The sequence below is a fragment of the Rhodococcus sp. JVH1 genome, assembly GCF_000280725.2.
Lineage (GTDB): Bacteria > Actinomycetota > Actinomycetes > Mycobacteriales > Mycobacteriaceae > Rhodococcus_F > Rhodococcus_F jostii_A.
On sequence record NZ_CP166289.1, the window covers coordinates 7,590,808 to 7,615,930 of the forward strand.

24 protein-coding genes and 2 pseudogenes are annotated in these 25,123 nt (G+C 66.0%); 15 read left to right on the forward strand and 11 right to left on the reverse strand.

What is annotated here, in order from left to right:
• Positions 1 to 110 precede the first annotated feature (110 nt).
• The 3 genes from JVH1_RS35725 to JVH1_RS35735 form a co-directional block, all read right to left on the reverse strand.
• Positions 111 to 698: a TIGR03086 family metal-binding protein gene (locus tag JVH1_RS35725; protein WP_009472911.1), complete on the reverse strand. Its 588-nt coding sequence runs from the start codon at positions 696 to 698 to the stop codon at positions 111 to 113.
• 136 nt (positions 699 to 834) lie between these two features.
• Positions 835 to 1,245, reverse strand: a complete 411-nt coding sequence (locus tag JVH1_RS35730) for a VOC family protein (RefSeq protein ID WP_009472910.1) — start codon at positions 1,243 to 1,245, stop codon at positions 835 to 837.
• Between the two features lie 83 nt (positions 1,246 to 1,328).
• Entirely contained in the window at positions 1,329 to 1,598 is a 270-nt protein-coding gene (locus JVH1_RS35735; RefSeq protein WP_009472909.1) for a Rho termination factor N-terminal domain-containing protein, read from the reverse strand.
• Positions 1,599 to 1,776: 178 nt separating this feature from the next.
• On the opposite strand from JVH1_RS35735, the gene JVH1_RS35740 reads away from it, so the two are divergent.
• Positions 1,777 to 1,932, forward strand: a complete 156-nt coding sequence (locus tag JVH1_RS35740; RefSeq protein WP_009472908.1) for a hypothetical protein — start codon at positions 1,777 to 1,779, stop codon at positions 1,930 to 1,932.
• Positions 1,933 to 1,966: 34 nt separating this feature from the next.
• The gene (locus JVH1_RS35745; protein ID WP_009472907.1) at positions 1,967 to 2,332 is read left to right on the forward strand and encodes a YetF domain-containing protein; all 366 of its coding nucleotides are present in this window, start codon (positions 1,967 to 1,969) and stop codon (positions 2,330 to 2,332) included.
• Between the two features lie 53 nt (positions 2,333 to 2,385).
• On the opposite strand, the gene JVH1_RS35750 is transcribed toward JVH1_RS35745, so the two are convergent.
• Both JVH1_RS35750 and pruA read right to left on the reverse strand, forming a co-directional pair.
• The gene (locus JVH1_RS35750; RefSeq protein WP_009472906.1) at positions 2,386 to 3,351 is read right to left on the reverse strand and encodes a proline dehydrogenase family protein; all 966 of its coding nucleotides are present in this window, start codon (positions 3,349 to 3,351) and stop codon (positions 2,386 to 2,388) included.
• Complete coding sequence (pruA, locus tag JVH1_RS35755; RefSeq protein ID WP_009472905.1) at positions 3,351 to 5,006, reverse strand: L-glutamate gamma-semialdehyde dehydrogenase; 1,656 nt, start codon at positions 5,004 to 5,006, stop codon at positions 3,351 to 3,353. The genes JVH1_RS35750 and pruA overlap by 1 nt, the downstream gene beginning before the upstream one ends.
• Before the next feature lie 156 nt (positions 5,007 to 5,162).
• Between pruA and JVH1_RS35760 the strand changes: the two genes are divergently transcribed.
• On the forward strand, positions 5,163 to 6,887 hold the full coding sequence (locus JVH1_RS35760) for a CdaR family transcriptional regulator (protein WP_009472904.1): 1,725 nt from the start codon (positions 5,163 to 5,165) through the stop codon (positions 6,885 to 6,887).
• Between the two features lie 8 nt (positions 6,888 to 6,895).
• On the opposite strand, the gene JVH1_RS35765 is transcribed toward JVH1_RS35760, so the two are convergent.
• Positions 6,896 to 7,624 carry a GntR family transcriptional regulator gene (locus JVH1_RS35765; RefSeq protein ID WP_009472903.1) on the reverse strand — a complete coding sequence of 243 codons (729 nt, stop codon included), beginning with the start codon at positions 7,622 to 7,624 and terminating at the stop codon, positions 6,896 to 6,898.
• Between the two features lie 60 nt (positions 7,625 to 7,684).
• On the opposite strand from JVH1_RS35765, the gene JVH1_RS35770 reads away from it, so the two are divergent.
• The 4 genes and pseudogenes from JVH1_RS35770 (at position 7,685) to uvrA (ending at position 14,669) form a co-directional block, all read left to right on the forward strand.
• Positions 7,685 to 10,027 (forward strand): FAD-binding and (Fe-S)-binding domain-containing protein, encoded by a 2,343-nt coding sequence (locus tag JVH1_RS35770; protein WP_237735078.1) that lies wholly within the window; start codon positions 7,685 to 7,687, stop codon positions 10,025 to 10,027.
• Between the two features lie 338 nt (positions 10,028 to 10,365).
• Positions 10,366 to 11,532: an FAD-binding oxidoreductase gene (locus JVH1_RS35775; RefSeq protein ID WP_009472901.1), complete on the forward strand. Its 1,167-nt coding sequence runs from the start codon at positions 10,366 to 10,368 to the stop codon at positions 11,530 to 11,532.
• 94 nt (positions 11,533 to 11,626) lie between these two features.
• Positions 11,627 to 12,006, forward strand: a pseudogene (locus JVH1_RS35780) (transketolase C-terminal domain-containing protein); the annotation flags it as partial.
• A 128-nt stretch (positions 12,007 to 12,134) separates the two neighbouring features.
• Positions 12,135 to 14,669, forward strand: a pseudogene (uvrA, locus tag JVH1_RS35785) (excinuclease ABC subunit UvrA).
• 21 nt (positions 14,670 to 14,690) lie between these two features.
• Here the strand turns inward: uvrA and JVH1_RS35790 are convergent.
• A complete protein-coding gene (locus tag JVH1_RS35790) occupies positions 14,691 to 15,161 on the reverse strand; it encodes a hypothetical protein (protein WP_371113073.1) in 471 nt (156 codons plus the stop codon).
• A 138-nt stretch (positions 15,162 to 15,299) separates the two neighbouring features.
• Here JVH1_RS35790 and JVH1_RS35795 point away from each other — a divergent pair, with 138 nt between their 5' ends.
• From JVH1_RS35795 to JVH1_RS35805, 3 genes are all read left to right on the forward strand, one after another.
• Entirely contained in the window at positions 15,300 to 15,704 is a 405-nt protein-coding gene (locus JVH1_RS35795) for a class I SAM-dependent methyltransferase (RefSeq protein WP_371113074.1), read from the forward strand.
• A gap of 159 nt (positions 15,705 to 15,863) precedes the next feature.
• Positions 15,864 to 16,190 carry an ANTAR domain-containing protein gene (locus JVH1_RS35800; protein ID WP_009472896.1) on the forward strand — a complete coding sequence of 109 codons (327 nt, stop codon included), beginning with the start codon at positions 15,864 to 15,866 and terminating at the stop codon, positions 16,188 to 16,190.
• Complete coding sequence (locus JVH1_RS35805; protein WP_009472895.1) at positions 16,190 to 16,354, forward strand: hypothetical protein; 165 nt, start codon at positions 16,190 to 16,192, stop codon at positions 16,352 to 16,354. The genes JVH1_RS35800 and JVH1_RS35805 overlap by 1 nt, the downstream gene beginning before the upstream one ends.
• Positions 16,355 to 16,425: 71 nt before the next feature.
• Here JVH1_RS35805 and JVH1_RS35810 read toward each other — a convergent pair whose 3' ends face one another.
• A complete protein-coding gene (locus JVH1_RS35810) occupies positions 16,426 to 18,108 on the reverse strand; it encodes a nitrite/sulfite reductase (RefSeq protein WP_009472894.1) in 1,683 nt (560 codons plus the stop codon).
• A 105-nt stretch (positions 18,109 to 18,213) separates the two neighbouring features.
• Between JVH1_RS35810 and JVH1_RS35815 the strand changes: the two genes are divergently transcribed.
• From JVH1_RS35815 to JVH1_RS35830, 4 genes are all read left to right on the forward strand, one after another.
• Positions 18,214 to 19,041, forward strand: coding sequence for a sulfurtransferase (locus JVH1_RS35815; RefSeq protein WP_009472893.1), 828 nt, complete (start codon positions 18,214 to 18,216; stop codon positions 19,039 to 19,041).
• Between the two features lie 8 nt (positions 19,042 to 19,049).
• Positions 19,050 to 19,742 carry a hydrogen peroxide-dependent heme synthase gene (hemQ, locus tag JVH1_RS35820; RefSeq protein ID WP_009472892.1) on the forward strand — a complete coding sequence of 231 codons (693 nt, stop codon included), beginning with the start codon at positions 19,050 to 19,052 and terminating at the stop codon, positions 19,740 to 19,742.
• 73 nt (positions 19,743 to 19,815) lie between these two features.
• Entirely contained in the window at positions 19,816 to 20,292 is a 477-nt protein-coding gene (locus tag JVH1_RS35825; RefSeq protein ID WP_009472891.1) for a MarR family winged helix-turn-helix transcriptional regulator, read from the forward strand.
• A 50-nt stretch (positions 20,293 to 20,342) separates the two neighbouring features.
• Positions 20,343 to 20,774, forward strand: coding sequence for a DUF5313 family protein (locus tag JVH1_RS35830; RefSeq protein ID WP_016881107.1), 432 nt, complete (start codon positions 20,343 to 20,345; stop codon positions 20,772 to 20,774).
• Positions 20,775 to 20,804: 30 nt separating this feature from the next.
• Here JVH1_RS35830 and JVH1_RS35835 read toward each other — a convergent pair whose 3' ends face one another.
• Complete coding sequence (locus JVH1_RS35835; RefSeq protein ID WP_009472889.1) at positions 20,805 to 21,818, reverse strand: alcohol dehydrogenase catalytic domain-containing protein; 1,014 nt, start codon at positions 21,816 to 21,818, stop codon at positions 20,805 to 20,807.
• Between the two features lie 144 nt (positions 21,819 to 21,962).
• On the reverse strand, positions 21,963 to 23,249 hold the full coding sequence (locus tag JVH1_RS35840; protein WP_009472888.1) for an MFS transporter: 1,287 nt from the start codon (positions 23,247 to 23,249) through the stop codon (positions 21,963 to 21,965).
• A 104-nt stretch (positions 23,250 to 23,353) separates the two neighbouring features.
• Between JVH1_RS35840 and JVH1_RS35845 the strand changes: the two genes are divergently transcribed.
• Positions 23,354 to 23,737: a helix-turn-helix transcriptional regulator gene (locus JVH1_RS35845; RefSeq protein WP_009472887.1), complete on the forward strand. Its 384-nt coding sequence runs from the start codon at positions 23,354 to 23,356 to the stop codon at positions 23,735 to 23,737.
• 4 nt (positions 23,738 to 23,741) lie between these two features.
• Here JVH1_RS35845 and JVH1_RS35850 read toward each other — a convergent pair whose 3' ends face one another.
• A complete protein-coding gene (locus JVH1_RS35850) occupies positions 23,742 to 24,758 on the reverse strand; it encodes a 3-isopropylmalate dehydrogenase (RefSeq protein WP_009472886.1) in 1,017 nt (338 codons plus the stop codon).
• Between the last annotated feature and the right edge of the window lie 365 nt (positions 24,759 to 25,123).

A 25,123-nucleotide genomic window follows, 5' to 3' on the forward strand; every position in this document is an offset into this window, starting at 1 on the left:
CCCTTCGATTTGCCGTGTGATCCATGACACTATGCTCGGGGGGTGGTCCGAAATATTCTGCCGGGCTCGAGTTCGCCCCAGGCTTTGTCCGCGGCGGACAGAGCGGACAGCTACGTCGCGGCGGGAACCCACTGTGGGTCGCGGCCGGTGAGGCCGAGTACTTGCTCGAGCAGTGGCGCGGAGTGTGGAACGGTCACCGGTGGCCCGAACAGTCCTGGCGTGCCGTGCGGGTTCTGGTCGGCCGATGACTTCGCGAACTCGTATGCGGCGCCGAGTAGTTCCGGTGTGCTGTCGAAGTTCTGACCGGTGGCGACGGCGAGGTCCCAGCCGTGCACGACGATCTCGTCCACCGCGACCGCTCCTGCGACGTCGGCCGGTAGGTCGAGCCCACCGGCCTGGGTCATCCCGTGCCACGCCGCTTCTTCGCGCCAGGCGCCGGCGAGAGCGGCCAGACGCTGGGGGATCCGGGTGCGCCAGTCAGCGCCGAGACGAGCGGCGTCGGCGGAGGGTGGTTGGCTGCCCCCGGCCGGCGGGGTCTTCGTCGCGGCGGCGGTGAACGCAAGCGACAGCCCGTCGATGTGGTCGAGGAGATCACCGACGGTGAGCTCCGGGCACGGTGTCGGTGCTGTGAGTTGATCGTCGCGCACGGACTCGACGAGAGCGGTCATCACGTCGGTGGCGGGTTCGAGATCGAACATCTTCGGCACTCCTCGCGTCGGTCACTGTGCGGATCGGTGGCGGTTCCACGGTGCGACCTGCTGCATCGATGGAGGTCGAAATCCAGGTCATCGGCCATGACGGGATCGAGTTCCCGGTGTCTGTCGCCAGGGCATACTACCGGGGTTTGGCGATAAGCACTTCCCCTTCGAGTCCGTCGGGGTCGCGGAAGAAGATGCTCTGGACGGCGCCGAAGTCGTTGACGGCTCCGTCGCTGGCCGACTCGTCGATCAGACGTTGCGGAATCGTGGCGAATGCTTCGTGTGAGGCGGCCTGCAGGCCGACATGATCGATGCGTCCCCGTCCCCACATGGGTGTTTGGCGCTCAGGTTCGGTGTTGCCTTCGATCACGAAGATGTTCAGTTCGGTGTGCGGGCCGATGCGGATGGCGGTCATCGTTTCCTTGCCGTCGTCGCCGTGGGTGCGTGTGGGTCCGACGTCGGCGTCGAACACATCGGCGTAGAACCGGCCCAAGCGGGCGGCATCCTTCGAGATCCAGGCGATGTGGTTGATACCGTCGAGCAGCACGTTGTTCTCCTGACCTTCGGGTTGCAACGGCTGGTGAGGCCTCGATCGCGCAGGATCGAACGGCCACATGCGCGGCCGCCCGGCTAGTGATTGCGAAGCTCGTCGATGAGCTCCTTCTTGTTCAGTTTCGAATAACCCTGCAAACCCAGCTCTTTGGCACGTTTCTGGAGCTCGTCGACCGTCCAGTCCTCGTATGACTGCGACTTCCCGCCCGACTTTCCGACGTTCTCGCGCCCACGACTGGCCGCGGCATTGGAGATTCGTGCGGCCTTCTCCTTGGAATCGCCCTTCTCGCGGAGTTCCTCGTACATTTCCTGGTCTTTGAGTTGGGGTTGCGAATCCTTGCGTGCCATCTCGTGTTCCTCCCATCCGAAACATCGACGCTGCTGCATCTTCCGCCTACCCGTGCCACAAGCGAATCAAACAACGCCTCGTGTGCAGTGCAGTCGCGCGCAGTTAATTTCGACATGTTCGAGACCCAGGGATGCACCGGAGCCGTCCGCAGAAACCAGCGACGCTTCGCGGACCTACATGACGATCGATCCACCGCCCGGAGACACACTCACCCTGGGCTTCGACGCCTACATTCAGCCTTCGAGTCAGCTCGGCCACTCGGGATCGGTGTCGGTGTCCGAGAAGGAAGTCGACGTGGTCACCCTGGAGTTCACAACCTGGCTGGTGCCCTGATGGAGATCGTGATCCGTGCGGCGGTCCTGTCGTCATGGGCGACCTCGTTCAGCAGGGTGTGACGCAACAGGACTACTCCGTGACGTCCGCAGTCCTCGCGGTCGGAGTGTTCGCCCTGCTCACACTGGCCCTGGCATGGGCCAATGCGCGATTCCCCCGCGTGCGTGGGGTCACGCACGGTGTTCCCGTCATCATCGTTCGTGACGGGATACCCGACCTGCAGCGGCTAAGCACCGAGCGAATGTCGCTGGACGACCTGATGGCGGATGCCCGGCAGAAGGGCATCCGCCGGTTCGACGAAATCGAGCTTGCTGTGCTCGAGACCAACGGCCGCGTCTCGTTCTTCACCCGGGCGGGTGGCGCGGGAGAAGGCGCGCCGGAGCATCCGGGCATCGCGTGAGATGCGGTGGGAGTCGCTCCTGCCTGGCGTACCGCGACGGCGTCCTGCGCCCGTTACTTCGTCGAGGTCAGTGACCTGAGAAAGAAGGCCAGGTTGGCGGGGCGTTCGGCGAGACGGCGCATGAAGTAGCCGTACCACTGCTCGCCGTAGGGCAGATAGACCCGCACGTGTTGCTGCTGCTCGACCAGACGCAACTGCTCGGTGTCCCGAATGCCGTGGAGCATCTGGATCTCGAACTCGTCGGTGGTGCGACCCGTGGCCTTCGCCAGCGTCAGTGCGGCGTCGACCATGGCCGGGTCGTGGGAGGCGACCATCGGGTAGCCCTCGCCGTTCATCAGGATCCGCAGACACCGCAGGTAAGCCTCGTCGACCGCGGGCTTACCTTGGTAGGCAACAGATGCAGGTTCCTTGTACGCGCCCTTGCACAACCGGATCCGCGATCCGGGCCCGGAAAGGTCCCGGCAATCCGCTTCGGTGCGCTTCAGGTAGGCCTGCAGCACGGTGCCGAGAGTGGGAAAGTCCTCGCGGAGCTCTCCCACTATCGACAGGGTCGAGTCGGTGGTGGTGTGGTCCTCGGCGTCGACCGTGACCCAGACGCCGGCTTCCTCGGCCGCGGTACAGATCTTGTGGGCGTTCTCGAGTGCCACGTTGTGACCGTCCCGGGGAAGGAACTGTCCGAGCGCGGACAGCTTCAGGGAGACCTCGATGCTGCGCGGCCGACCGCCGGAGTCAGTGGCCGGGGCACGCTGCGCCAGTGACGACAACAGCGTCAGGTAATGCGACACGGTGCCGGAGGCCCGCCCGAGATCGGTGGTGTCTTCGCCGAGGTAGTCGATGCTGATGTAGCGGCCGGAGCCGAGGATATCGATAGTCGCGGCCACCGCCTGATCCTCGGTCTCGCCGGCGACGAACCGGTCGACGAGGCTCTTGGTCACCGGAATGCGACTGACCGTGCGTTCCATCCGCGGCGAGCGGGCTGCGGCGAGCAGGGCAGGCCGCAGCAGATCCGCGGCCGCCATCAGATGTCCTCGGAGGAGTCGGCGCCCTGGTGGGGGTAGTGGTGGTCGGTGGCCGGGACGAACGTTTCCTTGATGGTGCGGGCGGAGGCCCAGCGCAGGAGGTTCTGCGGGGAGCCGGCCTTGTCGTTGGTGCCCGACGCGCGGGCTCCTCCGAAGGGCTGCTGTCCGACGACGGCGCCGGTGGGCTTGTCGTTGATGTAGAAGTTGCCGGCGGCGAATCGCAGGTCGTCGGTCGCCTGGGCGATCGCGGTGCGGTCGTCGGCGATGATCGAGCCGGTCAGCGCGTAGGCGGACCCCTTGTCGACCAGGTCGAGGACCTTGTCGAACGATCCGGCGGTGGAGTCGTCGTAGACGTGGACGGACAGGATCGGTCCGAAGTATTCGGTGTGGAAGGCCTCGTCGGTGGGGTCGTCACCGAGCAGGACGGTGGGGTCGACGAAGTAGCCGACGCTGTCGTCGACGTGGCCGCCGGCGGCGATGGTCAGGCTGGGGGTGGCCTTGGCGCGGGCGATGGCGTCGGCGTTGCGGTCGAACGCTCGCTGGTCGATGACGGCGCCACCGAAGTTCGAGAAGTCGGTGACATCCCCGTATTTCAGCGTCGACGCCTGCTCGATGAAGTCGTCGCCCATCTTCGCCCACACCGACTTCGGGACGAACGCGCGGGAGGCCGCGGAACACTTCTGGCCCTGGTAGTCGAATGCGCCGCGCAGCAGGGCGGTAGTGAGGGTGTCGGGGTTCGCGGAGCTGTGTGCGAGGACGAAGTCCTTGCCGCCGGTTTCGCCGACCAGGCGTGGGTAGCTGTTGTAGTTCGAGATGTTGTCGCCGACCTGGCGCCACAGGTGCTGGAAGGTGGCGGTGGACCCGGTGAAGTGGATCCCGGCCAGGCGGGGGTCGGCGAGAACGATGTCGGAGACCTCGGCGCCGGGGCCGTTGACGAGGTTGATCACCCCGGGCGGCAGGCCTGCGGCCTCGAGCAGTTTCATCGTCCAGTACGCGGCGACGGCCTGAGTCTGCGACGGCTTCCACACCACGGTGTTGCCCATCAGGGCGGGTGCGGTGGGCAGGTTACCGGCGATGGCGGTGAAGTTGAACGGGGTGATGGCGTAGACGAAGCCCTCGAGGGAGCGGTATTCGAGCTTGTTCCACACGCCGGGGGAGGAGATCGGCTGGTCGGCGAGGATCTGCCGGGCGAACTGAACGTTGAAGCGCCAGAAGTCGATCAGTTCGCACGGGGTGTCGATCTCGGCCTGGTACGCGGTCTTGGACTGGCCGAGCATGGTTGCGGCGGCGAGGGTTTCACGCCACGGTCCGGACAGCAGGTCGGCCGCGCGCAGGAACACTGCGGCGCGGTCCTCGAAGGACAGTGCCCGCCAGGCCGGAGCGGCGGCGGTGGCGGCTGCAACGGCATCCTGGATGTCCTGGGCGCCGGCATTCGTGAAGGTGCCCAGGACCGCGGCGTGCCGGTGCGGCTGCACGACGTCGATCGCGGGGCCGTTGCCGCGCCGGTGCGCACCGCCGATGACGTTGTGGATCTCGGTGGGATTCGAACCCAGCTCGGCCAACTTCGCCTGCAGTCGGGCACGCTCGGCGCTCCCCGGTGCGAAGGAGCCCACCGGCTCGTTGATCGGCTGGGGCGTGGTGGTGACGGCGTCCATGGAACCTCCTACGGGGGTGTGGCGGCGAAGGAACCGCCGCTCGAACTAGACGTAGTCAACACCAGAACACAGCCGAGATATTGAGCCAGCCGGACAAGAATTGCTGACCATCATTGTACTGTTGGCTAAACGTGTTTTCACCTTCCGAACGGAGCGATGTCGGTGCCTTCCGGAAATCGAAGTCCTGCCACGGCAGCCGCGGCGCCCGTTACTTCTGCCGAAACCATCACGCTGCGTGAGCTTCTCCGTGCTCTCGACACCGCGGTCGTCGAGCTGATCGACGCTCCCGCGGGTGACGACGTCGACGTTGCATCGGTGGCGCTCGTCGACAGCTCCGACCTGACGGTCGAAACCGAATCGCAATCTCCGATGCAGGACTTGTATCTCCATGTGGGGGTTGCCGACGCCGACGCCGTGCGCTGGTTCGACGACGTCTCCGGGCGGGCGCGACGGCACCGGCCGCATGCGGTGATGTCGAAGACGGCGCACGAGTCGAGCGCAGTGCAGGCGGCGGCGCACCGTGCCGGCGTCGCCCTCGTGGCGGTGCACCCGAAGGCCCGGTGGGATCACGTGTTCCCGCTGGTCCAGCGCATGCTCGACCGCTCTCGCCGCGGGCGTGGCGCACCTGCGGACCCGGATCTGCTTGCCACGGACACCGACCTGTTCGGCCTCGCGCAGATCGTCGCCCAGAACGCCGGGGGGATGGTCTCGATCGAGGACGCCCAGTCGAAGGTGCTCGCATACTCTGCCTCCGACGAAGCGGCGGACGAACTGCGCGCTTTGTCGATCCTCGGCCGTGAGGGCCCACGCGATTACCTGCAGACACTGCAGAAGTGGGGAGTGTTCGACCGGCTCCGTGAAAGCGACGAGGTCATCGACGTGCCCGCGCACGAGGAACTCGCAACCAAGCGGCGCCTGGTGGTCAGCATCCGCCAGTCCACCGAGAACACCTCGACCGCACCGCGGCTTCTCGGTTCGATCTGGGTGCAACAGGGCGACGCACCGTTCAAACCGGATGCGGTGGACGTGTTGCGCGGCGCTTCGGCGATCGCAGCCCGGATCATCTCCCGAAGTCTCAACGCCCCCTCCACCGAGGGGCTGCTGGTCCAACGGTTGTTCGGTGCGCGTGGTGGGGGTGTCGACGTTCCCTCCGTGGCCAGCGCCCTGAACTTGCCGATGAGCGGCGCGGCCGCTGTCGTGGGCTTCGCGCCGACCGGCTCCGAGAGCTCGACGGCCACCGGCGAGTTCGCCGGTATGGGCAGCATGCTCCGCCTGCACGCGAGCTCGTTCAGCCGCCATTCGGTCGCCACCGTGATCGGTGATCGCGCCTATGTGCTCCTTCCTCGCTACAAGTCCGCCGCGGGGGTCACCGCCTGGACGCGGCAGCTCGTCGACCAGTTCGAGACCAAGCGTTCGATCGTGCTGCGGGCCGCGATCGCCGTTCCGGTTCCCGACCTCGCGCAGGTGGCCGCGGCACGGGTCGAGGTCGACCGGGTTCTCGACGGCACTGCCGCCACGTTCCCGGAGGGGCGGGTGACCACGCTCGCCGAATCCCGCACAGCGGTGCTGCTCGGGGAGATCCTCGACCTCGTCGGCGAACACCCGGAACTGCACGATCCGCGCATCGATGCGCTGTACGAGTACGACCGCAAGCATGGTTCCAACCTGTGCGAGAGCGCCGAGACCTACCTCGTTGAGCACGGGGACGTTCGTAATGCGGCTGCCGCACTGAGCGTGCATCCCAACACGCTGCGGTACCGGATCCGCCGAGTGGAAGAGATCATCGGGATCGGTCTGCAGGACGCCGCCGACCGGCTCCTGTTCGAACTGCAACTTGCCGTGCACCGGCGCGCGACACCGGAGAAGCCGCCGCAGGGGTGACGCGTTGGTCAGGAGATGACGGCAGACCAGATCTCGTCGACGGAGAGGCCGGAGTTTTCGCTGAGAACAGCTTGGGCGACAAGGAGTTTCCCGGTGTTGACCAGATGAACGCGCATGGCGGCTTCGGCTCCGTCGGGGTCCCCGGCGATGATGGCATCGATGATGGGCGCATGCTCGTCGTCGATGTCGGTGAGTGTTCTGGTCTTGTCGGCGGTGTTGGCCCCGAGTAGCCGGGTGGTCTCGCGAAGGGTCTTGACGATCGCGCGGGCTCGGGCGTTGTCGGCGGCGTCGAGAATCAGGTCGTGAAGCCCGAGATCATGATGGGCGAACTCGTGTTCGTCGCCGCCGGCGGCGGCGTCCTGCATCAGGCGTCGTTGCCGCTGCAGTGCATCCGAGAGCGTGGGGTCGGCCACGGCTGCGGCCTTGCGGACCGCGGGTAGTTCCAGGGCCAACCGGACTGCGAAGATCTCCGCGATCTCCTTCGGCTGGGGGAGGAGAATGCGGAAGCCCTGGCGTGCTTCGAACTTGATGACTCCGACTTCTTCCAGGCGCAGCAAAGCGTCCCGCACCGGGGTTCGGGAGATGCCCAGACCCTCGGCGAGTTGGTAGACCGAGTACTTCACTCCCGGTTTCATGCGGCCGTCGTCGATGGCCGCCCGCACCGCCGCGATCGCCTGCTCCATCCGTCGTCCCGCGAACGGGGTGAGCGGTTCGAGTTCGAGCGCTTCGTCTGCCACCCGATCACTGTAACAACACGGGGCTATTCGTAGCATGCTAGAGGTTGTAGCATGCTACGAATGATCTCCGCTGAATCACTGGCCGCTGAGCTGCGCAGTTCGGGAGTGAGCGATGTTCTCTCCGACGGCACCACCCGCGCTGCCTATTCGTCCGATGCGTCCCTGTACCGGGTGCGACCGCTGGTCGTCGCGCGGCCGCGCCACGCCGACGAGGTCGCTGCCGCCCTCGCGGTGTGCCGCCGAGAGGGCGTGCCGCTGACCTCTCGCGGTGGTGGCACCTCCGTTGCAGGTAACGCCGTCGGGACGGGACTGATTCTCGACTTCAGCCGGCACATGAACCGGGTGCTGTCGATCGACAGGGACGCACAGACCGCCACCGTCGAGCCGGGCACGATTCAGACGGTGCTGCAGCAGGCCGTTGCACCGCACGGCCTACGATTCGGGCCCGACCCATCGACGTTCACTCGCTGCACCATCGGCGGCATGATCGGAAACAATGCCTGCGGTTCGCGCACGCTCGGATACGGCCGGACCTCGGACAACGTGAAGGGCCTGCACGTTCTGACCGGGACCGGGGAGTCGTTGCAACTGGGTTCGGCCGGCGAGGTGACGGCCTCCCCGGCGCTGAGTGCACTGCAGCAGGTCACCCGCGCCGGTTTGGCGACCATTCGCACCGAGCTCGGGCAATTCGGCCGTCAGGTGTCCGGATACGCCCTGGAACACCTGCTGCCGGAAAATCGGTTCGACGTGACCCGCATGCTGGTCGGCACGGAGGGCACCCTCGCGGTGGCAACCCGCGCGACGGTCCGCTTGGTGTCCGAGCCCGCCCACCGCGTCCTGGTCGTGCTGGGGTACGCCGACATCGCGTCGGCGGGTGACGCGACCCCGCTGGTGCTGAAGTTCGATCCGACCGCCTGCGAGGGTATCGATTCCCGGATCGTCGAGGTGGTGCGCGAGCGCCGCGGCCCGGATGCGGTTCCGCCGTTGCCTGCGGGGGCGGCCTGGTTGTTCGTCGAGGTCGTCGGCGACGACCTCGACGTGACGATCGCCAGGGCCCAGCAGGTCGGACGGGACTGCGGAGCCGTGGACAGCCTCGTGGTCACCGACGAGGGTCGCACCGCCCAGCTGTGGCGGATTCGCGCCGATGGTGCCGGACTCGCCGGCCGCAGTCCTGCCGGCCTTCCCGCACACGCGGGATGGGAGGATGCGGCCGTGCCACCGGCCATGCTGGGCAACTACCTACGCGACTTCGGCGCCCTGATGGACGAATTCGACGTCACCGGCCTGCCGTACGGGCACTTCGGTGACGGATGCATGCACGTGCGCATCGACTGGCCGCTCGACAAGCCCGGCGGCGACGGCATCTTCCGGGACTTCCTGGTCGCGGCGAGCAGGCTCGTCGCCGGCTACGGCGGATCCCTGTCCGGTGAGCACGGGGACGGCCGCGCCCGCAGCGAACTATTGCCACTGATGTACTCACCGGACGCGATGAAACTCTTTGCTGCCGTCAAGCACGTCTTCGACCCGGACAACATCCTCAACCCCGGAGTGGTGGTCGACCCCCACCCGGTCGACGCGGACCTGCGCATTCCCGCGGCCCCACTCCTGCGCCGCAACCTGGCCCTGGCCTACCACCACGACGACGGAGATTTCACCCAGGCGGTGCACCGCTGCACCGGCGTCGGAAAATGCCGGGCCGACAACACCGCCACCGGGGGAGTGATGTGTCCGTCGTACCAGGCGACCCGGGAGGAGAAGGACTCCACCCGCGGCCGGGCGCGCGTGCTGCAGGAGATGATCATCGGCACCGACATCGACGGTGGCTGGCGATCGCCCGAGGTTCACGACGCCCTCGACCTGTGTCTGTCCTGCAAGGGGTGCTCCTCGGACTGCCCGACCGGTGTCGACATGGCCGCGTTCAAATCCGAAGTGCTGCACCAGAGCTACAAGGGCCGCATCCGCCCCGCCTCGCACTACTCGCTGGGATGGCTTCCGCGCTGGGCGAAGATCGCCAGCCACGCGCCCGGTCTGGTCAACGCCGCGATGCGCGTTCCCGGCATCGGACCACTGGCGTTGTCGTCGGCCGGAGTCGACAAGCGCCGCACCATCCCACCGTTCGCGAAGCAGACGTTCCGGTCCTGGTTCAAGGCCACGGAGAACGACCGCGCCACGACCGGTGACCCGGTGCTGCTGTTCGTGGACTCGTTCACCAACTACTTCACCCCCGAGGTCGGGCACGCCACGGTGCAGGTGCTGGTTCGGCCGACCTACCCAGCAGTTCCGCGGCATCCGAGCGCAGCACACCCGTGCAGGACGGCTCCATTCCGACGATCGGAATTCCGGCCGCGGCACTACCGGACAATGCGTCCACGGTGCAGCCGAGGATCTTCTTCGCCGCGGTGAGCTGCCCCGTGGAGATCCAGGTGAGCCCGCAACACTGCTGCTTGTCGGTCAATTGCGGCCGGTAGCCCGCGGCCTCGCCACGACACCTCGTAATGCCCCTTCTCCAGTCGCCGAGCAGCAACTCCTGCCCGCCGTGGCCGGGGCGGACGCGGACACCACGATCCTGGCCGACGGCTACTCCTGCCGGACCCAGTTGTCGGATCTGACCGATCGTCGCGGTGACCACTTGCGGGCGCGCGCCATTCTTCCAGGCAAGCCATCGACCCGGTCGTTCCTCAGGTGTCCCGGAAACCGGTCGGGCATCACATCACTACTCTCGAAGGAAAGAAGAGGACGACATGAGCAAGGAACTTCCCGAACAGGCGTCCGTCGTCGTGATCGGCGGCGGCGTCATCGGCGCCAGCATTGCGTTCCACCTCGCCGAATCCGGGGTCTCCGATGTCGTCCTCCTGGAAAAGGGCGAGTTGGCCTGCGGCTCGACCTGCAAGGCCGCCGGCGGTGTTCGCGCCTCCTTCAGCAACGAGGCCAACATCGCGATCGGTTTGCGCGGCCTCGACGTGTATTCGCGGTTCGCGCAGGAGTACCACCAGGAGATCGACTTCAGCCGCGACGGCTACCTCTATCTCCTCTCGGACCAGGCGAACGTCGACATCTTCACCGAGAGCGTCGCGCTGCAGAACCGCCACGGCGTTCCGAGCCGCATGGTCACCCCCGAAGAAGCACAGAAGATTTCGCCGCTCATCAGTACAGACGGGCTCCTCGCCGCCTCCTGGTCGCCCCAGGACGGTAAGGCCACCCCCGAATCGGTCGTGATGGGATACGCCGCCGCTGCCCGTCGACACGGTGCTCGCATCGTCCGTCACTGCGCGGTCACCGACATCGAGAGCGCAGGCGGCACGATCACCGCGGTCGTGACCGAACACGGACGCATCAAGACCGACACCGTGGTGTGCGCTGCCGGAGCCTGGTCGGCCGGCATCGGCACCATGCTCGGGGTGAACATTCCCGTCGTTCCCGTCCGCCGACAGATCGCCTTCACCGAGCCGCTCTCCGAGTTGCCCGAATCCTCGCCGTCGCTGACCATCGACTTCCCGTCGAACTTCTACTTCCACCCGGAAGGCAAAGGCCTGCTTCTCGGCTGGTCTGACCCGAACGAGCGCGAGGGATTCAACCTCAGGTTCGAACTCGAGGACTGGCTGATGGGACTCGGCGCCATCGCCGAGACCCGGGTGCCGGCTGTACTGGACTACGGCATCAGCACCGGGTGGGCCGGTCTCTACGAGGTCACCCCCGACCGCAACCAGATCATCGATCGCTCCACCGAGGTCGAGGGCCTGCTCATCGCCACCGGCTACTCCGGCCACGGCTTCCTGATGGGACCGGCGACCGGCGAGATCGTGCGCGACCTCTACCACGGCAAGGAGCCCGAATACGACATCAGCTCCTTCGCCCTGGACCGCTTCGCCCATTCCGGTATCGGCGCAGGCGAAACGAACATCGTCTGACCTCCGCCCAGTACACCGCCCAGCAGACGATCATCTGCCTCTCAGGAGCCGGATTCGTGGCCGAACAAATCGATGATTACTTCACCACCACCGTCGCCGCTATGGCCACACCGACCTGACGATCGTCACGTTCGGCAACGGGGTCCGGATGAGTCTGCGGGTCGCGCGCCGTCTCGAACGGGCGAACATCGCCGCGCACGTGGTGGACATGCGGTGGCTCGCACCGCTGCCGGTGCACGACATTCTCCGGGAGGCGAACGCCACCGGCCGGGTGCTCGTCGTCGACGAGACCCGCAAGTCGGGGGGGTGTCCGAAGGTGTGGTGACGGCGTTGATCGACGACGGCTTCACCGGCCCGCTGGCACGCGTCACGAGCGACGACAGCTTCATCCCTCTCGGCGACGCGGCCCTCGAGGTCCTGCTCTCCGAGGAGACCATCGAGGCCGCGGCGATCAAGTTGGCGCAGGTGGGCTGATGGCATCGGTCGGGCCGGAATCTGGGGCGGACTCTCCCCGAATGAGCGTCGCCAGTACACATGGTTCCACGTCTCGAGAAAGACTGGGACGTAACCTGTCCGAGCACGAACCGACACCTGGAGCAGTTGTGCCCACCTTCGATCCCGGACCGCACGCTGAACCGTTACATGCCCAGGAATTCAACGGAATCGCAGTGTTCGACGCCAGAGAACACAACCTCGCCCACGTCGATGTGTTCATTCCCCGGGACTGCATCGTCGCGTTCACCGGGGTCTCGGGATCGGGGAAGTCTTCGTTGGCCTTCGGCACCATCTACGCCGAAGCGCAACGGCGGTTCCTCGAGTCCGTCACCCCGTACGCACGCCGGCTGATGGATCAGATCGGAGCGCCCAGGGTGGGGGACATCACCGGGCTTCCACCGGCGGTTGCCTTGCAGCAGGCCCGCGGTCATACCTCCGCCCGATCGTCGGTCGGCACCCTCACTCATATCTCGAACGTGCTGCGGATGCTGTTCTCCCGAGTCGGTACCTACCCGCCGGGCGCCCCCGTCCTGGACTCGAACGCGTTCTCGCCCAACACACCCGAAGGCGGATGCCCAGCCTGCCACGGACTCGGACGCACCCACGACGTCGACATCGATGCCCTGGTGCCGGACCCGAGCCGAAGTATCCGCGGCGGTGCCGTCGCCGCCTGGCCCGGCGCCTGGCTGGGCAAGAACTACCGCGACATCCTCGACACACTCGGTATCGACGTGGACCGCCCCTGGTCCGAGCTTCCGGAAGACGAGCGCGAGTGGATCCTCACCACCGAGGAACAACCCACGGTCACGGTGTCACCGGTGCGTGACCCGGGCAAGATGGTGCGCGACTACGAGGGGACGTTCTCGAGCGCCCGCACCTACGTCCTGCACACATTCGCGACGACGAAGAGCGCAACCCAGCGGGCGAAGGTCGCCCGATATCTGGTGTCCCGGCCCTGCAGTGCCTGCAACGGCAAACGGCTGCGCCCCGAGGCGCTGGCCGTACGGTTCGCCGGCCTCGACATCGCCGACGCGACGGAACTGTCACTGGCCGATCTGGCGTCGGTCCTCGACGCCGTCGCATCCCGCGGTTCCGACGCAAGCGACGCAACCGAACGCGCATCCGTGGCGCTGGTAGACAACCTTCGCGGACGCCTCGCGGGTCTGACCGAACTCGGGCTGGGCTACCTGAGCCTTGCCCGTTCGACCACCACCCTCTCGCCGGGAGAACTTCAGCGCCTGCGGCTGGCCACCCAGCTGCAATCGGGCCTGTTCGGAGTGCTGTACGTCCTCGACGAACCGTCCGCCGGCCTGCATCCCGCCGACACCGAGGCGCTGGTCACCGCCGTGCGCCGGCTACGTGCGGCAGGCAACTCCGTCTTCGTCATCGAACACAACCTCGACGTCGTCCGCGCGGCTGATTGGATCGTCGACGTCGGTCCCGGAGCCGGGGAGCACGGCGGGCGGGTGCTGTACAGCGGTAAGGTGGACGGTCTCGCTCACATCCCCGAATCCGTCACTCGCCGATACCTTTTCGGGACACCCGAGAGTTGCCCCGAGCCCGGGCCGCCGAGCAGGTGGATCGAGCTCGCCGGCATCACGATGCACAACCTGCGGGATCTGACCGTGCGAATCCCGCTCGGGGTGCTCACCGCGGTCACAGGCGTGTCCGGATCAGGCAAGTCCACACTCGTGAGCCGTGTGCTCACCGACGTCGTCGCCCAACACCTCGGCGTCGACAGCGAACTCGGCACCGACACCGGGGGAGACGAGGCCGACGACTCCACAGTCGTACTGGCCGAGGAGCGCGAGAACGACACCGAGCCGACGGTCGTGGCCGCCCACGGGCTCGGACAGATCAATCGGCTGGTGCGCGTGGACCAGACCCCCATCGGGCGGACTCCACGCTCGAATCTTGCCACCTACACCGGTCTCTTCGATGTAATCCGGAAACTCTTCGCCGCACACCCCGTTGCCCGTGAACGCGGATACAGCCCGGGCCGATTCTCATTCAATGTCAGCGGCGGCCGTTGCGAGGAATGCGAGGGCGCCGGTTCGATCACCATCGGCATGCTGTTTCTACCCGAGGCCTCCGCACCGTGCCCGGCGTGCGCAGGCGCATGATACAACGCAGAGACCCTCGAGGTCCTCGTCGACGGCCGAACGATCGCCGACGTTCTCGCGATGACGGTCGACGACGCCCGCGCGTTCCTGAGTCACGTTCCGGCAGCAGCGAAAAGCCTTGACATGCTGGTCGAAGTGGGTCTCGGATATATGCGACTCGGCCAATCGGCCACCACCCTGTCCGGTGGGGAGGCACAACGCGTCAAGCTCGCCAGCGAACTGCAACGCATCCGATCCGGGCACACGCTCTACGTACTCGACGAACCGACAACCGGATTGCACCCTGCCGACGTCGACCGCCTCATGACGGTGTTGCGACGTCTCGTCGCGGCGGGAAATACCGTCGTACTCGTCGAACACGACATGCCGGTCATTGCCTCGGCGGACTGGATGATCGATCTCGGGCCCGGCGGCGGAGACAACGGCGGCCGGATCATCGCCTCGGGGCCACCGACGGTCGTTGCCGAGACGGCCGGCTCCGCCACCGCCGCTTACCTCGCCCGGCACCTCGCCGTGTGACGTTGCATATGCGGTACCGGTTCAGTGCGCGTGGATTCCGTAGACGGTGAAGACGAAGCTGTGGCCCTTGGCGGTGCAGGTGACCTCGCCCATGAACACTGCGAGACAGGTGGTTCCGCCGTGGGTGATCGTCTTCTGATTCATGCTCTGGCTGGTGGCGACCTCGGAGATGTCGGGGTTGCCGCCGGGCAGGGTGAACGGGGTGCCGGGCGGGTAGGTGGGGTGCGCCGGAAGCCAGGGAAGGTCGATGACGACGTGCCGGACGGGTCCCAGCCACGGCAGTCCGAACTCGCCGAGGATCGGGAAGTCCATCGGCAATGGTTGCGGCAGATCGCATCCCACAGTCTCGTCGGGTGCGATCGAGCGGTTGAAGTTCCCCACCCGGAAGTAGACGGGGGTGGGGGAGTCCGCCTGCGCGGGCGTGGCGAACGCGAGGAACGCGGCTGCCGTGGCTGTGAACAGGCCGGCGGCTCGGGTCACTGAAGGATTCATACGAGGTATATACGCTGGTAGCGGCGGGCGTTAGCTGGGGCGTGGCATCGGACGGCGGAGAACTGACCGTGAGGAGCGAGAACGTCATGGCGACGACAGGCGAGCGGACGGACGGACCGGACAGCACTGCCGTGCGAGTTGCCCTGTGGCGGGCGATGCACGTACAGGTCGACGCGCCGCCGCACGTTCTCGTCGACGAGATCGGCCCGCAGCTCGCGGTTCGAGGTCGACCAGCCCGGCCCCCAAACCTGGAAGCGGAACCGGCTGATCGAGCCGGGCTTCGGTGTTCCCGACTGGCTGCGGCTGGTGCCGGTCGACTTCGAGGCGAGCGAGTCCTGGTCGGAGCAGCTGGCTGCGGCGGGCTTCGATTCTCGCCCCCGCAGGAAATGCTGTCCCTGGCCCGCGAGGCCGGCTTCGCCGACACGCAGCATGTGGCGGGAACTTCACTCGCCGAGCGCTACTTCGCCGATCGATCCGACGGCCCGCGCCCGTCGAGTGGAGAAGATTTGTTGGTGGCCACTACCTGAGCGCTTTGTCATGTGACGGCACAGCTGGACATTTGTCTAGATGACAGGCGCGGCGCCGTCGGCTAGAACTGTGGAGGCATCGACAGTGACGTGACTCACATTTTGCGTCCGGACGGGATCGTCGGCACACCGGCGGGTCGGAAGCCGATGCACGAGAGCGAAGGAGCATCGCGGAATGATCGAGGACAGCATCGAACCACTCACTCCGACTCCCGGCCCGACACGCCTGATCCCTCGTAGGCGTCCCGACGGACGCGAATTACTCGGCACGGCGAAGGGAATCCTGATCGCCGGTCGCGGCTGCAGTGACGCCCAGGCGTTCGACGAACTCCTCGACGTCGCGCGGCGTCATCACCTGACCGTCCTCGGCGCTGCCCGGAGCCTGGTCGACCTCGCTGCCGGACCCTCGCCCCGTCGTCGCTCGCCCGAAGCTGCCCGATTCGAAGAGTGGGAGCAGCTGGTCAACCAGCTTCCGCCCCGCCGACACGCACAGGCGAGCTGATGCGACAGGAATCGAGCCACCCGCGGGAAAGTACAGGGCCGCTCCCGGCCGACGCGATCGTGTGGCCGGAACCGAGCCCGCTCGATTCGTGGTGGAAGCACGTGGTCAACGACCATGCGGCCGCAGTCCCCGAGCGCGAGCCCGTCACCGATTCCGGCACGTAGCAGACCGCGACAGTCGGGTGCTCCGGGACGTCCTCAGCCTCGACTGCGTGGTGCACGGCAGTGCGAGCCGATCATGCGAGATCGGTTTCGGTGGCGCGTTGGACCCAGGTCGCGAACTTCTCGGAGCCTTCGCGGCCGGCCACGTACCGGCGGACGATCCGCTCGACGTAATCTGGCACCTCGGTGGCTGGGAGCTTGTGGCCGCGCAATTTGCGCCCGAAGCTCGTGTCCAGCCCGAGGCCGCCGCCGAGATGGACCTGGAATCCCTCGACCTGGTTGGAATCGACGTCGGTCACGATCATGCCCTTGAGACCGATGTCGGCGACCTGAATGCGGGCGCACGAGTTGGGGCACCCATTGAGGTGCACTGTGATCGGGTGCTCGAGCTGATCCTGCACGTCGGCAAGTCGTTTCTCGACGTCTGCGATGAGTGTGGCGGCTCGCGCCTTGGTCTCGACGATCCCGAACTTGCAGAACTCGATGCCGGTGCAGGCCATGGTGCTCCGTCGCCAGGGCGACGGACGGGCGGGGAAACCCAGCTTTTCGAGGTCGGCTTGGAGGGAGTCGATACTGTCGTCCTCGACGTCGAGGATCACCAGTTTCTGCATCGGGGTGATGCGGACGCGTCGGGATCCGGATGCTTCCGCTGCTCGTGCCAAGTCGGTCAGCACGGTGCCGCCGACCCTGCCGACGACGGGTGCGATCCCGACGGCGTTCAGCCCGTTCTTCTGGCGCTGGATGCCGACGTGATCGCGTGGTTCGTCGAGCGGTTCGGGTGCTGGTCCATCGAGCATCGCGCGTCCGAGGTATTCCTTCTCGAGCACGTCGCGGAACTTCTCGACACCCCAGTCCGAGACGAGGAACTTCAGGCGTGCCTTCGCCCTCAGTCGCCGATACCCGTAGTCGCGGAAGAGGGAGACGATTCCGATCCACACGTCGGGCACGTCTTCCAGTGGTACCCACGCGCCGAGGCGCTCGCCGATCCGTGGATTCGTCGACAGGCCGCCACCGACCCAGACATCCAGTCCCGGGCCATGGTCCGGGTGGTCGACACCGATGAACGCCACGTCGTTGATCTCGTGGACCACGTCTTGGAGACCGGAGATGGCGGTTTTGAATTTACGCGGCAGGTTGGAGTAGTCGGGGTTTGCGATCAATCGGCGTGTGATCTCGTGCAGAGCGGGTGTGGCGTCGAGAACCTCGTCGACGGCGATGCCGGCCATCGGCGAGCCGAGGACCACGCGCGGCGTGTCGCCTGCGGATTCGGCGGTCGTGAGGCCTACCCCTTCGAGTCGCCGCCAGATCTCGGGTAGGTCCTCGACCCTGATCCAGTGCAGCTGAATGTTCTGGCGGTCGGTGAGATCCGCGGTGTCGCGGGCGAACAGTCGGGAGACTTCACCGACGACGCGCAGCTGTTCGGTGGTCAGTGCCCCTCCGTCGATGCGGATCCGGAGCATGAAGTGCTCGTCCTCGAGCTCTTCCGGCGGCAACGTGGCGGTTCGGCCGCCCTCGATGCCAGGTGCGCGCTGCGTGTAGAGCCCCCACCAGCGGAAGCGGCTTCGCCGATCGGTCGGGTCGATGCCGGCGACACCGGTACGGCAGTACACCTCCTCGATTCTCTTGCGCACGTTGAGGCCGTCGTCATCCTGTTTGACCTGCTCGTTCACATTGAGCGGCTCACGGTCGCCCTGAGCCCATTGCCCCTCCGTGCGCGGGGCCTTCGCCTGAACAGAGCGGGTCTTCGGTGTGGTCATCGGTGCTCCTGTCGAAACTGTGTGCGCAAAACTGTAGCGTAGGCGAATAGATCGTGCATTAATTATATGTGCACACCCGGTTGCCGACGAAGTGAAGGATGAACCATGAGTAGAAGCAATTTTCTGGTCGACGCCGAATGGGTCGTCGAACACGGTCACGACCCCGACGTCGTCCTTGTCGAGGTGGACGAGGACACCGCGCAGTACGAGACGAACCACATCGACGGTGCCGTCCGCATCGACTGGAAGCGCGATCTTCAAGATCCGGTACGCCGCGACGTCATCGACCGGCGATCGTTCGAGAAACTCCTGTCCGAGAGAGGAATCGCCAACGGCGACACGGTGATCCTGTACGGGGGGAACAACAACTGGTTCGCCGCCTACGCGTACTGGTACTTCAAGCTCTACGGCCACCGCGACGTCCGGCTGCTCGACGGCGGACGCAAGAAGTGGGAGCTCGACGGCCGGCCCCTGTCGAGCGAGGAGGTCACCCGGCCGGCCACCGACTACGTGGCGTCCGAGCCCGTGTCGGGAATCCGCGCGCACCGCGACGAGGTGATCGAGCAGATCGGGAGCAAGAACATCGTCGACGTCCGGTCTCCCGACGAATTCTCCGGGAGGATCCTCGCGCCGGCGCACTTCCCGCAGGAACAACCCCAGGTTCCGGGGCACGTCCCGACTGCCGTCAACGTGCCGTGGTCCAAGGCTGCCGCTGACGACGGCACCTTCCTCGGCGAGGACGAGCTCCGCGCCCTGTACGGCGACGCCGGCCTCGACGAGACGAAGGACATCATCGTCTATTGCCGGATCGGCGAAAGATCGGCGCACAGTTGGTTCGTTCTCCACGAATTGCTCGGCTACCCCGACGTCCGGAACTACGACGGCTCCTGGGTGGAGTACGGCTCGTTGGTCGGCGCTCCGGTCGAGAGGTAGCCCGCGCCTTGACCCGGTCTCGCTTCACCGAACTCAATCAGCGCGTGCGGTTCATGATGTTCACCGTGTTCCAGGTGGTCCCCGGCGCGCTGCCGGATGTGCGCGACGAGGTCGTGGACGATGCGCACACTTACCTCGAGCGAGTCGCCGAGTCGGGTGTCGCGATCCGCGGAATCTACGACGTCGCAGGACTACGTGGGGACGCCGACTTCATGATGTGGACGCATGCCGACACCGTCGAGGAATTGCAGGCCGCCTACTCCGGTTTCCGGCGCTGCAGACTCGGTCGAGCGTGCACGACGGTATGGAGTGCGGTCGCGCTCCACCGGCCTGCCGAATTCAACCGCAGCCACATCGCGGCATATGTGGCCGACGAGGAGCCGGGTCAGTTCGTGTGCGTGTACCCGTTCAACCGATCGCTCGAGTGGTATCTGCTGCCGGACGCCGAACGGCGACGGCAGCTCGCCGAACACGGCCGAGCGGCTCGCGCCTACCCGGACGTGCGGGCCAACACCGTGAGTTCCTTCGGGTTGAGCGACTACGAGTGGATCCTCGCCTTCGAGGCTCCGGACCCGAGTCGGATAGTCGACATGATGCGAGACCTTCGCGCTACCGACGCGCGCAGGCACGTTCGGCTGGAGACGCCGTTCTTCTCCGGCCCGCGAACTGGCCTCGATGCCCTCGTTGCGCGATTCCCGTGACGATCGGCGGCAACCTCCAGAATGATTCGTGCAATATTAGTTATTGCACGAATTATTCTGGTAGCCTGGTGGCATGACCGCAGACATCCAGCAGGGGAAGGCTGGCGACGACCTACTCGCTCTCGACCGGCAGGTGTGTTTCGCGCTTGCGATCGCGAACCGGGCGGTGCTCGCCGTCTACCGCCCCTTGCTCGAACCGATGGGGCTGACGCATCCGCAGTACCTGGTCATGCTTGCTCTCTGGGGGAAGGCCCCGATGGCGGTCAAGGAGATCGGGACCGCACTGCAACTCGATTCACCCACCCTCTCGCCGCTCCTCAAGCGTCTCGAAGCGTCCGGACTGATCACCCGCACCCGCAGCCGCGCCGACGAGAGGCAATTGGATGTCGAACTGACCGAAGCCGGTGCCGCGCTACGTGCGGAGGCCGAGAAGATTCCGCCCGCCGTGATCGAAAAGCTCGGTGTCAGCCTGGCCGAACTCGAAGAACTTCACGACGTTCTCACCCGCGTCAATCAGGCTGCGCTCAGAGCGGGCGCGCTCGATCACTGAGGACAATCATGTCGAATTCGACTTCAGCACAACATGAACAGGTAATTGTCATGTCGCGAAACACGCAACGAACCCGGCCCGGCCCCCTACAGTGGCTGGGTTACGCGGTAGGCCGCAAACTTCCCGACTCCATGCAGGACTGGGTCCGCAACGACCTGGTCGGTGACTGGGCGGTTCCCCGGCACCTCCTTCGCAGCATGGTCCCGTTCGTTCCGGTCTTCGCCGCGTTCTTCCTGTTCCCGGGGCCGCTCGGACTGCGAGCGTCCATGGTCTTACTCGGAGTGCTGCTCGCCGTGTTCTATGCGGTGTCGTACATGGCGCAGAACCGATCTCGACGTCTCGAGAGGCACGGACTGCCGCCCGACCTGGAGAACCCGAGGAAGGCGTCCCGTCATGACGCCGAGAAGGCCGCGTACGAGAAGCTCCACGGACCGTCCGGCACCCGGGGCATCGGACGGCGCAGCGGCAACGAACTCCGCTGAAGGCAGTCGATCAACCGTTGCCGAGAACGGTCACATCGTGAGGACCATCCGGTAGCGTGCGCGTCCTTCCTCCATCGCGGCGTAGGCCTCCGCCGCTCGAGCCAGGGGCTGTTCCTCGATTCGGGCGCGCACGCCTGACAGGACCGCGAAGTGCATCGTCTCTTCGACGTCGCGGGCGGTGCCGGACGGGTGGCCGGTGACATCGACGCCGGGAGTGATCAGCTGTAGGGGGCTGATCGGCAGTGGGTCGGGCGTGACACCGACGACCGTGAGTTCACCGAGCGGAAGCAGCCCACCGACCACATCACCCATCGCTTTCGAACTCGCCGCGGTCCCCAGAACCACGGATACGCCCCCGAGAGCCTGCAACGCTTCGCTGACGTCGCCGGCGGTGGAATCGATGTAGTGGTGGGCGCCGAGCTGACGAGCGTCGTCGCCTTTGTCGGCGCCGCGGGCGATGGCGATCGTCTCGAAGCCCATCGCCCGGGCGAACTGCACACCGAGGTGGCCGAGTCCGCCGATCCCGAGGATGGCGACGCGGTCGCCCGGTACCGCCCTGGTTTTGCGCAGCGCGTCGTACGTGGTGACCCCAGCGCAACTCATGGGTGCTGCTTCCGCGAAGGACAATTCGTTCGGAATCCGGGCCAGTGCGTTTGCTGGAACGATCACCGACTCGGCGTATCCGCCGGGATACTGCCAGCTCGGCACCTGCAGCTTCTCGCAATGAATGAAGGAGCCCTGACGACAGGGGATGCACTGGTTGCAGTGCCCACCGAACCAACCCACGGCGACGCGGTCGCCGACGGCGTAGTTGTCGACGCCCTCACCGAGTTCGGCGATGGTTCCGGCGATCTCGTGTCCAGGTGTCAGAGGCCAAGACATGTCCGGGAACGCGCCGTTGACGAAGGCGTGGTCGGTGCCGCACACTCCGCACGCCGACACCGCGATGCGTACGTGGTCGCGCGGGGGCGACCCTGTTTCGACGTCGACGAGTGTCAGCGGTTCGCCGGGGGCCTGGACGTGAACTGCCTGATGGGTTGGCATCTGCATCCTCCCTGTCTGTTCATCCTGGGCGATCGAGACCCACGTTTCAGTCAAGCCCCTCAGCGGAGCTCCTGACAAGGGTTGACGGGGTCCGACCCATCGACCGGGAGACGGAAGACGCCCGGCGATGCGACCGCCCGAGTGTCATGGCCGTGCCCCCTCCAGCAGTGCTTCCTCGGCGGTGGCATCCGTCTCCCCGCGGATCACGTGCCCGTCCGAGGCGCGGGGACGCAGGTGTTCGGCCGTGCTGATTCGTACGGTGATCAGGGCGGCGAGGGAGAATGCCATGACGGCTGCCGCGAACGTGACGATGGCCGCGCCGAAGGGGAGGAATTGGATCAGGTAGCCCGTTCCCACGGGGAGCAGAGCCGCAGGAATGTAGCCGGCGATGTTCAATGTCGCGTTCGCTTCGGCGCGATGGTTCGAGGGGATGCGGGTGCCGATCAGCGTCAATGCTGCAAGTTGGCCGAGGCCCTGTGCGGCGCCGGCAAGAAGTGCCGCGATGACGAACAACGCCGGCGTCGGGGAGAGGGTGACGCTCACTGTCAGCGTCGCCATCGAGACGAACGCGGCAGTGGAACTCAGGGCGAGATGGGTTCTGGTACGCAGATGCGCCAGGGCGAACTGGATTCCGGTCGCTACCAGAAACATGCCGCATGCCGCCGCGCCCGCGAGTAGTGGGCTGGGGGCGTCGATGCCGGTGGCGAGGACTGTGGGCCCGAGGGAGAGGAAGAAGGAGGTCGAGGTAATGCCTGGAGCGAATGCTGCTGCTCCCCAAGCGAGTTCACGGCGATTCGGACGAGGAACGGAAGGCCATGACCAGAGAGGTCCGACCGGACCGTCCTCTGCGAATCCGTGGGGGAGTGGCAACCGTATCGCGACGACCAGCGTCAGCGTCGTTATCGTGAGCACGATTCCGAATATCCAGGACTGTGGTGTGTCGATGAGCTGGGAGAGCGCCCCGGACAGGAGGGGGCCGAGTCCGGCACCGAATACCATTGCAGCGGAGGCGATCATGGATCCGGTCCGGCGCCGGTGGTCGGGGGCGAGATCGATCGTCGCCGACATGCCCGCGGTGACGGCCGCGCCGACCGCGGCGCCGGCCAGTAGCCTGGCCGCCAGCAACCACACTACGTTCGTGGCCGACAGGAAGAGCCCCGCCGCGGTGACCGCGGCGATCAGGCCTGGGACGAGCACGATCTTCCGCCCGTATCGATCGGCGAGTTTCCCGGCGACGAGAAGGGTCCCGATCAGCCCGACCATGTAGGCCCCGAACACGATCGTCAACGTTCCGGAACTGAATTCCCATTCTGCTTGCCAGCGCGTGTATAGCGGTGTGGGCGCGTTGGACAGCACGAAGACGGCTGTCACCGTGCTGGCGGCGGCCAGGGACCACCTCAGTTCCTTCGGGCCGGCCGAACTCTTCGCCATCGCTGTCTCCTCTTCCGCACCCGGTTCGATACCGGTCGTACTAGTACGAGATTATTCGTACAGAGATGGTACGACAAAATTCGTACTGCCGCTATGCTGGATCTATGACCGACCTTGCGCCGACCTATCGCATGAGCGACAGCGAAGAGCCTTCTCTGCCGACGCCGCTACCCGAACCCGCGGCATCGGAGATCCGTCTGGAGCGGGTCATGGGCGTCCTCGCCGACCCGCTGAGACTCACAATCGTCAATCGGCTGTTGACCAGCTCTGAGGAGTACGACCACACCTGCGGTTGGTTCGGATTCGACCGGCCGAAGTCGAGCCTCACCCACCACTTCAAAGCGCTCAGGGAGGCAGGTGTCATCCGACAGCGGCAGCACGGGCTCGAGCGACGAAGCCGAGTCCGCATCGAAGACCTCGATGAGCGCTTTCCCGGCCTCGTGGAACTCATCGCGAACTGGCAGCCGGCCGATGGCGAAGCAGTGTGAGTGATCAGGAGCCCACTCGGCTCCTGATCTGCTCACCGATTTCCTCGGTGGAGCAGGATTCGGGTCCGCGGGTCGCGACGTGGTCCTGAACGGCCTGGTCGATGGCGTTCGCCTCAGGTGACCGCCCGAGGTGATGCAGCATCAACGCGACCGACAGGATCGCGGCTGTGGGATCGGCGACGCCTCGACCTGCGATATCCGGGGCGCTCCCGTGAACCGGTTCGAACATGCCGGGATTCCTCCGTGAGCCGTCGATGTTCGCGCTTGCCGCCAGCCCGACACCCCCGCCCAGGGCGGACGTGAGGTCGGTGATGAGGTCGCCGAAGAGGTTGTCGGTGGCGATGACGTCGAATCGGGCAGGGTTTGTGACGAGGTGCAGCATGGCCGCATCGACGAGCATGTGATCGACCTCGACGTCCGGATACAGCGCTGACAGGTCGTCGGCAGCGCGCGTCCACAAGGAGCCTGCGAAGACGAGAACGTTCGGTTTGTGCACGATCGTCAACCTCTGCCGCCTGACCGTGGCGCGCTCGAACGCTTCCCGGAGAAGTCGATCGACTCCGAAGCGTGTGTTGACACTGACTTCGGTAGCGACTTCATGCGGCGTTCCGACGCGGAGTGCGCCCCCGTTGCCGGTGTACGGGCCTTCGGTTCCCTCCCGGACTACCAACAGGTCGACATTCACGTCTCCGGCAAGCACTCGCGGCGCGCCGGGCATCGTCTTCGTCGGGCGTAGGTTGATGTGATGATCTAGCGCGAAGCGCATTTCGAGCAGGATGCCACGTTCCAGCGTGCCGGCGGGGACAGTGGGGTCGCCGATGGCACCGAGCAGGATCGCATCGTGATGCCGGATCTCGTCGAGTGTTTCCGGGGCGAGCAGACGACCTGTTTCCCGGAAGTTTCGGGCGCCCAGGTCGAAGTAGCTGGTGTCGATGGTGGGGGCAACCTCGTGCAAGGTCCTGACCGCCTGGTCGATGACTTCGGGGCCGATTCCGTCCCCTGGAATGACTGCAATTTTCATCAGATCTCCGAACTGCGAACGCGGGACTGTTTCCGCGCGTGACGAGTCGCCGAGCCCGAGTGCGTGGGTGCAGCGGGCGGAAGTGGCGGCGGTACACAGAAGCTATCGCGCATAGCCAAATGCTGGAATAGCGGTGCCACATAGTGAGATTCAGGTCAGTTGTCGAACCCCAGGGAGTATTCGCGTCTCCGAGCGATGCCGTTCGGCGCTGGGTGGGGTGTGGCGAGCTCGGGCAACGGAGGTCCACGTCAGCGTATTGACAAATTGTGAGGCAGTACACATACTCGAAACTGACACGGCGTACCGCTGAACGGCACAGTCCCGATAGGGGTGGCTCGCGGCCGCCATGTCTCGCGAACCCCACG

Bases quoted from the DNA above. Each gene is read 5' to 3' on its own strand.
- JVH1_RS35745 (WP_009472907.1), top strand. From the start codon at position 1,967: ATGGGCGACCTCGTTCAGCAGGGTGTGACGCAACAGGACTACTCCGTG.
- JVH1_RS35830 (WP_016881107.1), top strand. From the start codon at position 20,343: ATGTCGCGAAACACGCAACGAACCCGGCCCGGCCCCCTACAGTGGCTG.
- JVH1_RS35750 (WP_009472906.1), bottom strand. From the start codon at position 3,351: ATGGCGGCCGCGGATCTGCTGCGGCCTGCCCTGCTCGCCGCAGCCCGC.
- JVH1_RS35815 (WP_009472893.1), top strand. From the start codon at position 18,214: ATGAGTAGAAGCAATTTTCTGGTCGACGCCGAATGGGTCGTCGAACAC.
- JVH1_RS35805 (WP_009472895.1), top strand. From the start codon at position 16,190: ATGCGACAGGAATCGAGCCACCCGCGGGAAAGTACAGGGCCGCTCCCG.
- JVH1_RS35800 (WP_009472896.1), top strand. From the start codon at position 15,864: ATGATCGAGGACAGCATCGAACCACTCACTCCGACTCCCGGCCCGACA.
- JVH1_RS35850 (WP_009472886.1), bottom strand. From the start codon at position 24,758: ATGAAAATTGCAGTCATTCCAGGGGACGGAATCGGCCCCGAAGTCATC.
- JVH1_RS35845 (WP_009472887.1), top strand. From the start codon at position 23,354: ATGACCGACCTTGCGCCGACCTATCGCATGAGCGACAGCGAAGAGCCT.
- JVH1_RS35825 (WP_009472891.1), top strand. From the start codon at position 19,816: ATGACCGCAGACATCCAGCAGGGGAAGGCTGGCGACGACCTACTCGCT.
- JVH1_RS35790 (WP_371113073.1), bottom strand. From the start codon at position 15,161: ATGAATCCTTCAGTGACCCGAGCCGCCGGCCTGTTCACAGCCACGGCA.
- JVH1_RS35760 (WP_009472904.1), top strand. From the start codon at position 5,163: ATGTCGGTGCCTTCCGGAAATCGAAGTCCTGCCACGGCAGCCGCGGCG.
- JVH1_RS35810 (WP_009472894.1), bottom strand. From the start codon at position 18,108: ATGACCACACCGAAGACCCGCTCTGTTCAGGCGAAGGCCCCGCGCACG.
- JVH1_RS35740 (WP_009472908.1), top strand. From the start codon at position 1,777: ATGACGATCGATCCACCGCCCGGAGACACACTCACCCTGGGCTTCGAC.
- JVH1_RS35770 (WP_237735078.1), top strand. From the start codon at position 7,685: ATGATCTCCGCTGAATCACTGGCCGCTGAGCTGCGCAGTTCGGGAGTG.
- JVH1_RS35835 (WP_009472889.1), bottom strand. From the start codon at position 21,818: ATGCCAACCCATCAGGCAGTTCACGTCCAGGCCCCCGGCGAACCGCTG.
- JVH1_RS35775 (WP_009472901.1), top strand. From the start codon at position 10,366: ATGAGCAAGGAACTTCCCGAACAGGCGTCCGTCGTCGTGATCGGCGGC.
- pruA (WP_009472905.1), bottom strand. From the start codon at position 5,006: ATGGACGCCGTCACCACCACGCCCCAGCCGATCAACGAGCCGGTGGGC.
- JVH1_RS35725 (WP_009472911.1), bottom strand. From the start codon at position 698: ATGTTCGATCTCGAACCCGCCACCGACGTGATGACCGCTCTCGTCGAG.
- JVH1_RS35840 (WP_009472888.1), bottom strand. From the start codon at position 23,249: ATGGCGAAGAGTTCGGCCGGCCCGAAGGAACTGAGGTGGTCCCTGGCC.
- JVH1_RS35735 (WP_009472909.1), bottom strand. From the start codon at position 1,598: ATGGCACGCAAGGATTCGCAACCCCAACTCAAAGACCAGGAAATGTAC.